Below are 13,986 nucleotides of genomic sequence, written 5' to 3'. Positions count from 1 at the left end.
GGCAATTCCATGGGCGCAGGAGGCGTCATCACTGGCAAATCGATCGGTGCTTTGGAAACCTTGGTATCCATAGGACTGGGATTGGCATTATAGACGAATTTCTCGAAATTCAAGGTGCTATCAATCGAACCGTCCTGGCTGTTATTCGACATCACCACTGCGGAACGCGGCCTTGTTTCAGCACCACCACCGGTTTGGAACTCGGGCACGTCAGGAGGCGGTGGCGTCATCACAGGATGGACGTCGCTCGTGGCCAGAGCTTCGGATTTGGGCCGCACCTGAGTGCCTTCCAAGCCCATACCCATACCCATGCCTTGCGCTGATTCGCCTTCACTACCAAACTGCAAATCCACAGGCAGAGTGAAGCTCATTTCCACATCGGTCGGCTCGGGTTTCAATCCCAGGCGTTCGCCGATGGTGGCCAATTCATGTTCCAAGGCTGGCAGATCCAGATGGAAACGATCCACAGTTTCGCGATCCCGACGCAAGCGCGGCAGAATACGATGCAGAAGTTCATACAGATCCGTATCAGCATTAAATTCTGAATAAAGTACGATCAAAGGACCCCAGGTACGAGTCTCGTCCATGTTAGCAGAATAGACCTGCTCAAACAGGGCCAATGCCTTGCGCCGATCCTTGGCCGCCACGTAAAGGGCTTCCGCATGAAACAGGCGGAGTTCGCGCTGGACTTCCACTGGGAAGCGGGTCTGCTTATTATGATCCATAAGATCGGCGATGGTTTCGAACAGGAAACTCACCATCCCGACTTCCTGCAAAAGGTCCTTGGAGTAGTCGAGCAAACCTCGCGTTTGATCGGCGTTTTCAAGGAGCTCCAGGCTATGCAGCCAGTAACGTTCCATGGCTACGGTATCACGGCGGCTGGCGAAGTATTCAAACGCGGCCAGAGCCGTCGACTGTCCCACAAGTCCTGTGGGCAGAAGGAAATTCAAATAGTAGCGCAAATCATTTTCACGCTGATCGTCCATCAGGGATTTCAGAATCGGCGTGACGATCCCCTTGATCAGACTGGCTTCCTGCCAGACTTCCAGCATCTGCTTCAGCAGAACCGTCGCAGCTTTTTGATGCTCCCAAAAGCCTTTGTCGCGCAGCATCTGAATCGCAAAATCCTTGCTATGCAGAGCTTTGTCAAAACCAATGCGCTCCAGCCAGATCGTTTTCAGACGATTCTGCTGCTCCTGTCCCAGATGGGAGATAGCACTGTGAATGCGATCCAGATCCAGCGAATCGGCATTGGCCATGCCCAGGAATTCGCAGGCCAGATGAAAGAGTTTGTCGCGCATGACATCCGTGCGGGCGAGCGGAATCTGATGACCCAGCACGCGCAGGATATATTGGCTCTTGCCCGACTGCCTGACAGCCTTGATATATTCGCTCAGTTCTTCATCGTTCAGACTGGTATGATCAGCAAGCCGCTGCAGGATTTCGAGTTTGGTGCTGACCAAGCCAGGCAGATTCCGAGCAATGCGGAAGGCCAGTCGCTCGTACATGACCGTTTTATTCAGATCGCTGGACGCCGACGCCAAGCGAATCAAAAGATCCACTTTGCTGGCTCCATCATCCAGAACGTCGAGCATCAGATCCGGTTCCAGATCCGGCACTTCGCCGACACTCAGGAGATATTCCAGATAGGGTTTGGCAAACGTCTTATGGGGATCAGCCCACAGATACTGCAAAGCCAAGTGCGCGTGCTCACCCCGATCCATGCCAAACGCCTGCAGATGATGCAGGAATTCATCCATAAAGCGGAAACGGCTTTCATTCATGGTCGCCTGCAAGGCTTGCAGACCCTTATGCAGGATCGGCGCCAGCACATCGGCGTCATCCGTCGCGTCCACAGCCAACGTGATCAGCTCATGGATGCCCACGGAACTGCCCTGCACTTCATAGAAGGCAATGCGTTCTTCCAAAGGCCCAACGTCATCACTGTCGAGGGCAAACATTTCTATGGAGAAGCGATCCTTTTCCTCGTCCGAGACACCGTCGTCGAAGTAGTAAAGTTCGCGCAGAATCAACTTGCGATCGGTATCAGTCGCCGATGATAGGCGACTCTTCAGCAGCTCAAATCGCTGACGATTCAGTCCATTCCGAGCATAGTGCTCATCCAGATAATTGAAAGCGCTCTCGCTCAGCTGACCGCGTTCGAAGGCCCGTTCGTAGTACTGACGCGCTCGACTGTTATCATGAATATACTGCCGCGCAATATCTCCCATCAGCAGAAGATAGTGTCCGAGCAATTGGACATCGAGAAGGTTCAGCTGCCAGTCCATGGCCTGCAGAATTTTATCGTAGGGCAGCGCCAGATTCGGCCGCTGGAGGATATTTTCGATCTGGTTCACATCCAGAAGCGAACAGGTCAGAATCAAACTATAGATGCGGCCCAGCTGCTCGCCATCACCCATTTGATCCGCAAGCGCCAGCAGGGATTTTACGATCTGATCCGCACGATCGTGCTGCTGAGCCTTGCTTGCGCCCTGCAGAGCCTGCATGAGAAGATCAGCATAGAAGACGGGCTCACCCAGATCCTTGGCCAACGGCAGAATCATATCAAAGGCATCGGTTGAATCACCGGCCAATTCCCGGGCGCGCTCCAAACGTTCCTGAGCCAAATCCAGTCGATGCAGCTCATTCAACCAGATGGAGGAAATTTTCAGTTCCAATTCCACGCGCGAAGCCAGAGGTTCGTCAGGGGACAGGAGCTCGCAGGTTTCCACCAGCACATGAACAGCTTCATGGGCACGATGCAGTTGAATCAAGAGATCAGCAGCAAGAATCGCATATTTCACCTGAGTCCGGTTGGTCTGCCAGCTCTTTAACGCCCACTTAACCGCTTCTTCCTGATCTTCCACCTGCTTGATTTCAGCCAGACGGTAATAGATGGCCGCGCGGGTGCGGATGGGCACTTCGCAGGCGAGAAGCCGGTCCATGTAGCCTTCTTCCGCTCCCGAATCATCGAAATCGCGCATCAATCGAATCAGCTTCACCAGAATACGAGGCACTTCACCGCGCGTCTGCAGCACGCGTTCATAGCAGGCCACCGCGCGCTGATCGTCTTTTTCGTTCCAGGCATCCCCCAGCATTTCTGGAAGAGTCAGACTGGTAATATCGATCACACCAAAATCAACAATGGCCTGGCCCAGATTATTGCCGAGTTTGGACAGATTTTCCAGAAGGGCATCGGAATTCACTTCTGCCAGACTCTTGCGAATCCACAGCGAAAGGGTCATAAGATTGATCGGATCATATTTGGACATCAGATCCAAATGCGCCTGCTCGAAGGGCAAACCGCCCCAAAGGCTTAAGAAGGCCCAGCGTCGCACCAGATAAAGCGAGGCTGGATTTTTCTGCAGATACTCGCGGCACTGGGCAATAGCGCCATGATAATCCTCGAGGAGAATCAATTCATCCAGTCTTTGGAAACGTCGGGCGACTTCCTTTTGTTCCAGGACTTCAATGGGCGGCACCACCAGATCGGGAAGCTCTTCCCTTTGACTCCAGGCCAGCGACCATGCGGATTCTTTCAGGACCAGACGCACCTGTTTGAAAGGAGTATCAGTTCCTTGCGGATCGCTATGCAGCCATTGCATCAGAAAATCAGGCAGAAGGCTCGCCTGAATCAAAGCCTTGCGCAGGTCTTCTGCGGCGGCTGTTGTAATATAGGCATTGAAGTTGGCCTGGGCTTTCAGCGTATCCCCGAACAAAGCCTCAGTCATGATTTTCGGAAATTCGATCAGCAGCTGACCCGGAACATTACCCAGAAAGAAATGTTTGGTCATGAAGACCGACATCTGACCCAGGGCTTGAATCACAGTCAGATGCAATCCAGCCAGACCATGGGGCAGCTGGCTTCGCTGCAGGTCTTCCTGTTCGATCAAGCGACTCTGATCAGCATCCAGATTACGATCCAGGAATTCAAAGAGCAGCCAGAAGCCGTCTTCGTGATCATCCTGCAACGAGATAGCGCGGAACGAATCGAATCGCTCCCGCAACAGGTCTTCACAGTTTTGGACCAACGATTCCCGGCGCAGTTGAGCTTCGAACGTGGTTTGCAGAAGTTCCTGACCCTGCAGCTCCAAAGTCCAGTCGACGATCTGCCAGGGCAATTGCTTGCGGTGAGGCGTGCGCCCCTGATCCGATGCCCAGGTAAACACGTGTTCATCCTTCTGGATAAAGCCAGTGTCTTCCAGGTAAGTCTTCAGGTTTTGTAAATTCTTCGCTGTCATGCCGCCTCAAAATTGTCTCCTGATACAAAATCAGGATCTCTGTCTGCGATCCAGCGCACTTGGACTGAATTTAATATTGTCCTCTTATGAGTCTCTCCGTCTTGTCGGTACAATGGGGAATAAGTTTAAGGAGATGACTATGGACTTTGTCAGAAGCGCGCAACGCAAGGCCTCCTATCTGGACCAACAAGGGCTCGGCCCACTCCTGCTTAAACTCCAGACAAGAATCCATGGTTTTCTGATGCAGGAGCATGACCTACGAGTCTTCAGCCCAGCCCTGACCCGGGCCCTGACGTTTGACCTGACTTACCTTCTGATGCGGCATCGGGCCTGGCATAACGCCCCGATACTTTCTGAACTTTCCATCGATTTTTTATGCAGTGAGTTCCAAGTTCCCCGGCACCTGGGCACGCAACTGGTGGAAAACAGCCTGGATCTGCTGCATTCTTATACTCCTATTGAATTGGACTGGACCGCGGAAAAATATGAAGAAGAGTTTCTCGAACACCTTTTTATCTGCTCGACCCTGGCCAGCAATGATGAAGCCCTGGCCGATGACATAGGCTTTGGTCGCAATCTGATTGAACTTTTGCGCACGGCTGTGCGTTTGGATCAGGAGGCCGGCACTGCTGGTCTCTTTCAATTTGCCCCGGAACTGGCTGGAAAAGTGTATCGGATCATGAACCGCATCTTCGAAGAGCAGGAGAACTGCCCCTGGGTCCTCGATCTGTATCGCCTGAAGAATATACTGCAGCGGGAACCCTACACGAAGAAAAAGACGCTGAATCCGGAATACCTCAATCGTCTTTTTAACATCTTGCTTTGCTGCAACTGGCAAGGCAATGATGCTGTAACCATCGCTGCCAGTGGCATCGGTGACTATCTGATCAGCGATTTGGGTACACTAAGTCGTTGTGGACTCGTGTATGAAGAAAGCCGCCGCCGTCCCCACCCCAACCTCATCCGCTTGAGTGCCAAGGGTCTGGAGCTGACGCGCACGGCCTTTTCCATCGCGGCTTGTGCCGCCCAGCGTCCCGTCCTGAAAGGATTGCCCGCCATCTACCAGGCGGCGGTACTGGAAAGACTGCTCAGTAATCCTAGCGAAGACCGGATGACCTGGATGAAAAATCAAACGCCCCTTCTGACTCCAGAAGCTTTGCGGCTGCTGATTGAAATTTTGAAACAACAGCAAAAAGACGAGACTTTGCTAGAGGTTTTCGAAAATTTGCTGCATAATCACGCCCACGCGTGGATTCGCGCGGAGATCTGCGAAGCTCTCCCCCTTGCGGATAAGCCGGATGTTTCACAAAATCTTTTGCGACCTCTGGCATCTGAAGATCCATCACCGATGGTTCGGCAGGCAGCCCGGGCAGCGCTGAAGAGACAGGCACGGATGGCAAGCAGGGTCTGAAAAAGTAGCAAATCCATGGCGTGTCCGCATTCAAAGGGAATTACCAGGGGCCATGGAGTTGCGCTATGCTTAAAGGAATGACTGTTACTGAAATTCGCGAGATGAATCTGGATGTTCAGGATATTGAAATTCATCAGCAGCGGATCAGTGAAGGTGTAAAGAATCGGGACGACCTCTTCATCCCCGTCGAGGATACCTGCCGGATCGAGAATGGAGGCATCCTGCCTCCCCAGTATCTGCATCAAATTCATCGGGACAAACCGCAAGGATTTGTGTCTTTCGTGCCAGCTGCCGGCGCCGCGAGCCGCTATTTTAAGCCGCTCATGGATTTGCGTTTGGCGTTGGAGGAACTCGATCAGAATAAAATCAAGACCCAGCATCGCAGCCTTCGGCAGCAGGACGCCCCGAGCTGGCCCCTGCCGCCGCAGCTGACTCATTTTCTGAAAGAGGAAAACTGCCCTCGCATGACGCTATCGCAGGCCGAGAACCTGATCACCGAGATCGATTTACCCAAGGCCCTTCTGCACTGCTGGAAGGATGGCCCTACGTTTCTGCAGATGAAGCATCAGGAGCATGACAAAATTCACGGCATCGTAGCTGAATATTATGTGGCCCCGCTCGACCAATCCGAGCTTTTCGCCAAACATTTAGGTCAGAGTCATTCTGCCGAAGCGCTGCCGCGTTATTTCCTGGAGCAAGGCGAACAGCTTTCCACCCTGCGATTTCGTCCCGATGGAATGCCTTATCGCACCCCAGAAGGCAAGCTTTCCATCGTACCGGCAGGTCATGGCAAACTCGTCAAGCTGTTTCAGGACGTTCGCGAGAGAACCCCGACCGCGCACTCGCTCTTCATTCGCAATATCGATAACGTCAATGGCTGGAACCCCGAGGTCCTGCAGGAAACGGAACTGTTTCTGGTGCAGCATCAAATGGTGCTTGCCGCCGTTCGTCATATCCGGCAAAGTTTGCACAGCGATGATCTCAAGACTGCGGCTCAGCTCGCTGACGATCTTCTGCATAACATGGTCAACCCACGCCCAGTTCCCGCAGGATCGTGGCTCCAGGATCTCGAGAAGCCCTGGCAGCCTCTTTGGAAGCTCCTGATGCAGGGTTTTCAGTGTCCAGAATCTCACGCGCAGCGCCTGCGAAAAAACCTTCAGGACAAAGGCGCGCTTCAGGAACTGTACGATCGTCCGGTGAATAGCCTGGGTCAGGTCCCCAATAGTGGGAAAGACATCGGCGGTACTGCAGTTTTTGCCCGCACCAAGGATGGTGAAGTCAGCATCTGTCTGGAGCTGCCGCATGTGAGTGCCGTGGATCGGAAACGATTCTTGGAGGATCCAACGAAAACCACCCATTTCAATCCGGTGTTTGTGGCTGCGGAAATTCCCGAAAGTCCCCGGGCCTACGATCTTGAGAATTGCCCCTTCTGGATCCTTGCCGAGAAAACCATACTCGGTGAGCCTGTGGTTTACCACGAAATCGTACTCTACGAAGTGATCGGCAATAGTCTGACAGCTAATGTCCTCTTTCCCGAAATTTCCCGGAATTTGTTCCATCCGCACAAGACCCTGCTCGATGGCATCAAGCCTATGAATTAAGATGAAAAGCGGACGCCAACAGCAGGCGTCCGCCAGTCCTTTGACGAGACGACAAAGCTGTGACACCCAAGCCCCGCCAAGACTTCTCCAGCACCCCATTGCGCATCTCCCGTACTGCAAGGTTTACCCGTTGAACAGGACCGTGAACCCTACATAGAATGGTAATAGACAACCCCAACCATCCTCGGAAGGAGTTCTTTCATGGGTCCGCAAGTCGGCAAGACGGTCTTTAAAAAAGCTCTAGTGGAGCTGGGTCATGACCCAGGACATTACGAAGGTAAGCGCGTGACTCTGGGTGGAATGTGTGAGCTCTATGAGCTGGACCATGACTTTGTGCTCGATGCGATTGAACGCAAAGAAATTGCGGCCCACTATGATTACTACCACGATACCATTTGGGTTGACGCTCTCGATGCTGCTCATTTCTACTACTGCTACCTGAGTCGTGAGAAGCTCTTCAATCCATGAGGATGGCCGGGTTCAAACCCGCCCCTCCGGGAAGAAAGCTGCTGACTTTTCAGGACACTCGATGTATATGATGGTTCCGCCCTGGGCAAAAAGGGCGGTTATTCCTGCCTGCTACCAACTGAGGTCAACGTATCATGTCTTTGCTTGCCAGGCTCAACCTCAATTATCTACGCATTTTTCTCGTGGTGTACCGCACGCGCAGTATGACTTTGGCTGCCAAGCAATTGCATTTGACTCAATCAGGAGTCAGTCAGCAGATCAAATCCCTCGAGGATGCACTCGGCATCATTCTCTTCGATCGGATCAACCGGAAAATCATCCCAACCGATGAAGCCGAACAGCTCTATTCGGAATGCTCCAGGCGACTGGATGATCTGGAAAATACGCTGAGGCAGATTTCCAATCAGGATAATGAGCTCCAGGGTCGCGTCAAAGTTGGAATCTCGCCCTCCCTTCGCGAGCGTCGGATCACCGAGCTCCTCGCGGAATTTGGCCGGCAGCATCCCAAAGTTAAATTTGACATGCGCGTGGGTCTGGCCAACGAGCTGAGCCTTTGGTTCGAAAAAGGCCGACTGGATTTTGCCTTTGCCGATGCGTTTGTGAACGAGCCGAATATCGAATTCGATGAAGTGGCCAGTGACCCTTACGACCTCATCTGTCACGAGGATTTTTTGCAGCATTTCAAGGACTCCGACGAGCTCTTCGAAAACTATTGCCGACTGCCTTTCGTGAACTATGTGGAAGCACCGGAACTGCTCAATGCCTGGTTCAAGAAAAACTTCAATCGCCTGCCGAAGGAATTGGATGTCCGCTGCACCGTGATGGATCATCACGCCGTAGCAGACTTTGTTCGTGAAGGCATGGGAGCGGGTCTTTTACCGGAAGCCAGCCTCAAGAGTTTGTTGAATCGGGAGCCGAAGCTGCGTCGTCTGCATGTGAAGGCCACTGTTTCGAATCGCATTCGAGTGGCCTACCTACGGAAGCGTACGATGGGTCTCGCCGCCAAAATCTGTCTCCAATGGATATCAGAACAGATGGGAAAGACCGCTCTGCCGGCGGCCGACAAGGCCGACAAGGCCGACAAGCCTGATAAGGGATAGGGACGAGGCTTGCCAGCGAACAGGCAGCTTGCACAAAATTGAGAAGTTATAAGGTGAGCTTATTACATTTACCAAGATTAAATAATTTCACAGCATAACCAAGCAGGCATAAAGTGGCCTCAAGAACGACAAGAGGGTTGGAAGGCGGCCACCTTTACTTCAAATAAGCTCTCCGGATACATCTGTTCTCCTGAAAAGTTCCCGATATCATCTGCCCCTTCCACCCTCATGACGCAGTGGTATCCCTCGCTCCATAATTCTCTTGATTCCCTCCTGCAATCCAAGCATTCCCTTAAAGCAAGCTCATCCCCGCACTTTCATCGTGAAAAGGGTTTCCATGTCGCCTTATCGTTTGATTGTCGACGCCGAACGATCCTCTCTCTTTACCGGTCTTGGTCCTTCCCGGCTTGTGCCGGACATGCAACTTCACCTTTTTTCCCAGTGTCCGGGTCCCATTCCCGCCACCATGAGGCAGCAGGTGCTGGCTCTGAATAGTGCGGGCTGCACCGCCATGGTCATACCGGAACGCAACTGGAAGGCGGTCTTTTTCGATATGGACTCAACGGTCATCGCCGAGGAATCCATTGTCGAACTGGCTCGTGTTGCGGGCAAACAGGAGGAGGTGCATCACATCACTGAAGAAGCGATGGCCGGATTACTCGATTTTAAAGCTTCGCTACGGAAGCGGGTCGCCATGCTGCGTGGTGTTTCGGCGGATGTGATCGATCAGGTCGGTCGCAAACTCACGATTAACCCTGGGATGCATGAGTTCGCTCGGGCAGCACGCTCGCGTGGCATCGAGCTCCATCTGGTTTCGGGTGGTTTCAATCCCCTTGCCCAGCGCATCGTTCGCGAGCTGGATTTTCAAGGCTTTCGCGCCAATGAACTCGGTGTGGCCGACGGCAAGCTCACGGGCGAAGTACTCGGCGAGATTGTCGATGCTGACGTTAAGGTTCAATACATGGAACAGCTTTGCCATACGCGCGGCTTCGCACTGCAGGATGTGGTGGCCGTGGGTGACGGCGCCAATGACCTGCCAATGCTACTCAAGGCAGGGGCTTCGATCGGTTATCACCCCAAGGCCGTTCTGCTGCCTCATATTCACGGCGCCAATCTTCATGACCATCGAGTGCTCGTACACGCGCTCCTTTAATGGTACAAATAGGAATGAACGAAGTTCGGGTATCACGAGAGAGGTGAGGTCAGTATGGCTTCGCCTGTCCGTTTTGTAATGAGGTCTGCATGCATCTTAGGTTTCTGAACAGCACCAAACAAATCCTGCCTAAAAAAGGTGCTGTTTTCATGATCGGGTCTCTCAAGGCTTTCCAAAATAAACTGCATGAAAAAATTCTGCCACCCGAGGTCGCCGACCTGTTTCGGGAAGCCCTGAAAACACCCCGCCTGGGACGCACGCCCATCAGCTTTTCCACCCTTACCGGTCTGGCCGGTCCCAGCAAAGTTGTGATGGGCATCCTGCCGGAAAAAGTGGCCAAAGATAACAGCCCCACCCGACGGGAATGGTTTTTTCAGCAGCTCGACGCGATCGAAAGTGAAGAACATTCCCTGGTCGTTCTTTATCTGGATCGGCCGGAACATTACGGAAGTGTGGCGACAGCGGTCGCGCGTCGACTGCGTATCGTCAATCGGCGGAAAAATGCCAAGCCTCGCACGATTCACGTGCTGGCCCTGGATCAGAAGGGGCAGGTCGTGATCGCCGATGAACGAGTGCGCAGTCTCAGCGAGCAGGTGGCCTGGGCCTGTCAGGTCGTGGATATGCCTCCGAATGAACTGACGCCTGACGCCTTTTCCGATGAAATCAAAGATAAGTTCCGCAGCATCCCCGGCTGCACGTTTCGGGAAATCCTGGGGCCGCGCCTCCGGACCGAAGGACTGCACGGTATTCACGCTGTGGGCAAAGGCGCAGCGGAACCGCCACGCATGATTATTCTCGATTACAAACCCAAATCGTCAAAGAAAACGGTGGTGCTGGCTGGTAAAGGCGTGACGTTTGATACCGGTGGACTCACTCTGAAACCCGGCGCCAGCATGGTGGGTATGAAGGGTGACATGGGCGGAGCCGCAGCGGTTCTCGGTGCGTTTCATCATCTCATCCTGAATAAATGCCCGCATCGGGTGATTGCCTGTGTGGGCCTTGTGGAAAATGCCATCGGTCCCCATTCCTTCCGCAACGATGATGTCATTACCATGCATTCGGGCAAAACCGTCGAAGTGAATAACACCGATGCCGAGGGCCGCATTGTGCTGGCCGATTGCCTGTCCTACTGCGCGCGGAAATACAAACCCGATCTCATTATCGATGCCGCGACGCTGACCGGCGCGCAGATGGTGGCAACGGGCATGCTACACGCGGGTGTCGTGTCCAATCGTGAGGATCTGGAGCAGCTGGCCAAGCGCGTGGGTCTGGAAACAGGCGATATGGTGGTTCCCCTGCCCTTTGCACCCGAGCTTTATCAAAACGAATTCAAAAGCCAAATCGCTGATATGGTCAACTCCGTAAAAAATCGCAGCAACGCCCAGCCAAGTTGCGCGGCGCAATTTATCTATAGCCACGTGGATGATCTGGATATCCCTTGGCTGCACATTGATATGGCGGGGCCGTCGAACACTTTAAGCGGGCTGGGCACGGGTTACGGGATCCAATTGATCACACGCCTGACCCAGGAATACGTATAAAATTTCGGCCGCAAAGCCAGTCCCATTGTGCCCTATAAGCTTGACCCCGGGGACATGCTCCTGTAACAAGGGTGAACCTTTGCATCCTGTTTCCCCCCCATCCCCGGAGTCCTCATATGATCTCGTATCTTGGCGTAACCTTTGACGAACTTTTGCAAGCCTTCGAAGATTCCTTTGCCTTTTCGGACGACCGTCCGGACCGACTGCTGGAAGAACCCATTGAAGTCTCTGACGAAGCTGAAGACGATGAGGCCCTCAGCGCAGATTCAGAGGACGATGATGAGTTTGAGGACGACGAGGACAGCGATGGCCTCGAAATCGATGAACAAGGCCAACTTCACGCGTTTGGCGAGACTGTCCCGGAAGCGGCTGAAGCGGCCATTGCTTTTCTGACAGACTATATTGTCGCCGACAGCATGGATGACAGCTGGTTGCCCCTGCACGAAGCTCGGGGAGCCTTGCTGGCGGTGCAGACTCTGCTTGAGGAATTGGATGAGATTCCCGAAGTCGACTGTGCCTATCACTTTGTGATTTCACGCGCGCCCTCGACCGGCTATCCTGATTTTGTAACGATGCGTCCCCTTAATGGCGAAACCGCCTCAACGGAATCTTTGACCCGCACGGACAAAGCTTACGAAGGCGTGGTCAACGATAACACGGCCCTCACGGAACTGTTTGCCAAGGCTGGTATCCCGGAAGATGAGCAGCAAGTCCTGGCTGATGTGATTTCGGAAGCGGTCTTCACACTGGCTGAAGAACAGTGCGCTGTGGTTCTCGATATTCCTTCTTTCTGCCGTTCTGTACAAAAAATGGCAGCGGCTCATCGTGGTGAAACCCTTCCGCAGTAACCAGGATCAGGTCGCGCCATAATCTTTAGGAGATTGTCATGGCCGACCTTTCCCCCAAGACCGTTCTGCTCGCTTTGGTCGCTTTTCTTGCGGTCATTTTCGCTTACTCCAGTTTCTATGTGGTCGACCCCGGAAATCGCGGCATTATCGTGACTCTGGGCAAGACCGACCCCGTCGCCAAGCCGGAAGGTGTTGGCTTCAAAGCTCCCTTCATGTCCAAGCTCCATCAGGTCTCGATCCGTCAGCAAACAGAAGGCCTGAAAGCGGAATGCTATTCCTCGGATCTGCAGCAGGTCAGCATCAACCTGAAGGTTCTCTATCGCGTCCCCGAAAACAGGGTCATTTCCATCTTCACGCAGTTCGCTGGCAATCCCTTCGATTCCTTGCTCGCCCCGCGGGTGCAGGAAGCCATCAAGGAAGCCACGGCTCTGGAAAGTGCGGAAGGCATCGTCAAAGCGCGGGAACGCATCAAGCTCAAGGTCCTGGAAGCGGCCCAGAAAAAAATTCAGGAACTCGTCATCATTGAAGATGTGGTGATTGAAAACGTGTCTTTGTCGCCGGAATTGGAAAAAGCCATCGAAGAAAAAATGGTTCAGGAGCAGGAAGCCGCCAAGTCCAAATTCCTCAAGGACAAGGCCAAGGTTGAAGCGGAAACTGCAGAGATTCGTGCGGCCGGGGAAGCGCGAGCGATCGATATTCGCGGGGAAGCGATCCGTAAAAATCCAGGCATTATCGACCTGCAGATGATAGAAAAATGGAATGGTGTTTCACCCCTGGTGGTGGGCCAGACCACAGGCAGTTTCGTGCTTCCCTTGAATCCAAAGAAGTGATCAGGTCCTCGTGGACCGCGCGATACGCAGCACACCGCAGAAGCTCAGGACAAGGCACAGCTGGTAACCCCAATCCCACTCAAACCAGCGGTGGCTGAACCTGGCTTCATCCGGATACCGATGATGGTTATTCTGATAACCCTCACCCGCCACCAGCCAGGCCACCCAGGTATTGTTCTGGGAATTGTCGTCGGTCGCGTAATTGCGATAACCGTAGGAATGGGCCAGCGCATTCACCGCCCAACCCTCCAGGGGATGACTGGAAATACCAAGGACAAAGGCCGCACCGATCCAGGCCGATCCTGTGATCCAGGCCAGCCCCACACCCATCACAAGATGCGAGAGATACGGCAGATACCAGCGCTTTCGCGCGTTCACAGCACTCACCTCAAGATCCAAATCCGCTACGACTTTGTCATAATGGTCATGCCGCCGAATGAGAGCGACCAAAACCTTGCGATAGGCCAGGAGCTGTTTGCGAAAGAGACCCAGCACGCCGGCAAAAACAGGGCTGTGGGGATCCTTTTGGGTATCAGAATGACGATGATGGAGGCGATGCATACAGACCCAGGCCTTGGCATCAATGCCCGTGACCCAGATGCCAGTTTTGGCCACAAATCGCTGCATACGTGGGGAGAGGATCACCGCTTCATGCGCCAGCCCGCGATGATAAAACACGGTGATATAGAGCACATTCAACAGATAAGCGCCTAAAAATACCAGGACACTGGCTGGAAAGGCATCCATCGCTTGCAACCCTCCTGTTGGTATCAAGCATACTTACGACGGACGC

At 53.4% G+C, this 13,986-nt stretch carries 10 protein-coding genes; 8 read left to right on the top strand and 2 right to left on the bottom strand.

Annotated features, from left to right (window positions below):
* The coding region (locus VE954_RS02005; protein WP_324949123.1) for a hypothetical protein at window positions 1-4,241 on the bottom strand (4,241 nt) is incomplete at its 3' end.
* 139 nt (window positions 4,242-4,380) lie between these two features.
* On the opposite strand from VE954_RS02005, the gene VE954_RS02000 reads away from it, so the two are divergent.
* The 8 genes from VE954_RS02000 (at window position 4,381) to VE954_RS01965 (ending at window position 13,193) form a co-directional block, all read left to right on the top strand.
* A complete protein-coding gene (locus VE954_RS02000; protein ID WP_324949121.1) occupies window positions 4,381-5,652 on the top strand; it encodes a HEAT repeat domain-containing protein in 1,272 nt (423 codons plus the stop codon).
* Between the two features lie 65 nt (window positions 5,653-5,717).
* Window positions 5,718-7,253, top strand: coding sequence for a DUF4301 family protein (locus VE954_RS01995; protein ID WP_324949119.1), 1,536 nt, complete (start codon window positions 5,718-5,720; stop codon window positions 7,251-7,253).
* Window positions 7,254-7,454: 201 nt separating this feature from the next.
* Entirely contained in the window at window positions 7,455-7,721 is a 267-nt protein-coding gene (locus VE954_RS01990; protein WP_324949117.1) for a hypothetical protein, read from the top strand.
* A gap of 134 nt (window positions 7,722-7,855) precedes the next feature.
* Window positions 7,856-8,821, top strand: coding sequence for a LysR family transcriptional regulator (locus VE954_RS01985; RefSeq protein WP_324949115.1), 966 nt, complete (start codon window positions 7,856-7,858; stop codon window positions 8,819-8,821).
* 337 nt (window positions 8,822-9,158) lie between these two features.
* Window positions 9,159-9,974, top strand: a complete 816-nt coding sequence (gene serB, locus VE954_RS01980) for a phosphoserine phosphatase SerB (protein ID WP_324949113.1) — start codon at window positions 9,159-9,161, stop codon at window positions 9,972-9,974.
* Window positions 9,975-10,063: 89 nt separating this feature from the next.
* Window positions 10,064-11,515 carry a leucyl aminopeptidase family protein gene (locus VE954_RS01975; RefSeq protein WP_324949110.1) on the top strand — a complete coding sequence of 484 codons (1,452 nt, stop codon included), beginning with the start codon at window positions 10,064-10,066 and terminating at the stop codon, window positions 11,513-11,515.
* Between the two features lie 116 nt (window positions 11,516-11,631).
* Complete coding sequence (locus VE954_RS01970; protein WP_324949108.1) at window positions 11,632-12,363, top strand: hypothetical protein; 732 nt, start codon at window positions 11,632-11,634, stop codon at window positions 12,361-12,363.
* Window positions 12,364-12,401: 38 nt separating this feature from the next.
* The gene (locus VE954_RS01965) at window positions 12,402-13,193 is read left to right on the top strand and encodes a prohibitin family protein (protein ID WP_324949106.1); all 792 of its coding nucleotides are present in this window, start codon (window positions 12,402-12,404) and stop codon (window positions 13,191-13,193) included.
* Here VE954_RS01965 and VE954_RS01960 read toward each other — a convergent pair whose 3' ends face one another.
* Window positions 13,194-13,940 (bottom strand): acyl-CoA desaturase, encoded by a 747-nt coding sequence (locus tag VE954_RS01960; RefSeq protein ID WP_324949104.1) that lies wholly within the window; start codon window positions 13,938-13,940, stop codon window positions 13,194-13,196.
* Window positions 13,941-13,986: the final 46 nt, after the last annotated feature.

This window comes from Oligoflexus sp. (genome assembly GCF_035638955.1).
Lineage (GTDB): Bacteria > Bdellovibrionota_B > Oligoflexia > Oligoflexales > Oligoflexaceae > Oligoflexus.
The sequence above is the reverse complement of the archived record's forward strand: the minus strand, read 5'-3'. Positions and strand labels throughout refer to the sequence as shown.

Coding starts and splice junctions, on each gene's coding strand:
- VE954_RS01965 (WP_324949106.1), top strand. CDS start 12,402: ATGGCCGACCTTTCCCCCAAGACCGTTCTGCTCGCTTTGGTCGCTTTT.
- VE954_RS02000 (WP_324949121.1), top strand. CDS start 4,381: ATGGACTTTGTCAGAAGCGCGCAACGCAAGGCCTCCTATCTGGACCAA.
- VE954_RS01990 (WP_324949117.1), top strand. CDS start 7,455: ATGGGTCCGCAAGTCGGCAAGACGGTCTTTAAAAAAGCTCTAGTGGAG.
- VE954_RS01975 (WP_324949110.1), top strand. CDS start 10,064: ATGCATCTTAGGTTTCTGAACAGCACCAAACAAATCCTGCCTAAAAAA.
- VE954_RS01985 (WP_324949115.1), top strand. CDS start 7,856: ATGTCTTTGCTTGCCAGGCTCAACCTCAATTATCTACGCATTTTTCTC.
- serB (WP_324949113.1), top strand. CDS start 9,159: ATGTCGCCTTATCGTTTGATTGTCGACGCCGAACGATCCTCTCTCTTT.
- VE954_RS01995 (WP_324949119.1), top strand. CDS start 5,718: ATGCTTAAAGGAATGACTGTTACTGAAATTCGCGAGATGAATCTGGAT.
- VE954_RS01960 (WP_324949104.1), bottom strand. CDS start 13,940: ATGGATGCCTTTCCAGCCAGTGTCCTGGTATTTTTAGGCGCTTATCTG.
- VE954_RS01970 (WP_324949108.1), top strand. CDS start 11,632: ATGATCTCGTATCTTGGCGTAACCTTTGACGAACTTTTGCAAGCCTTC.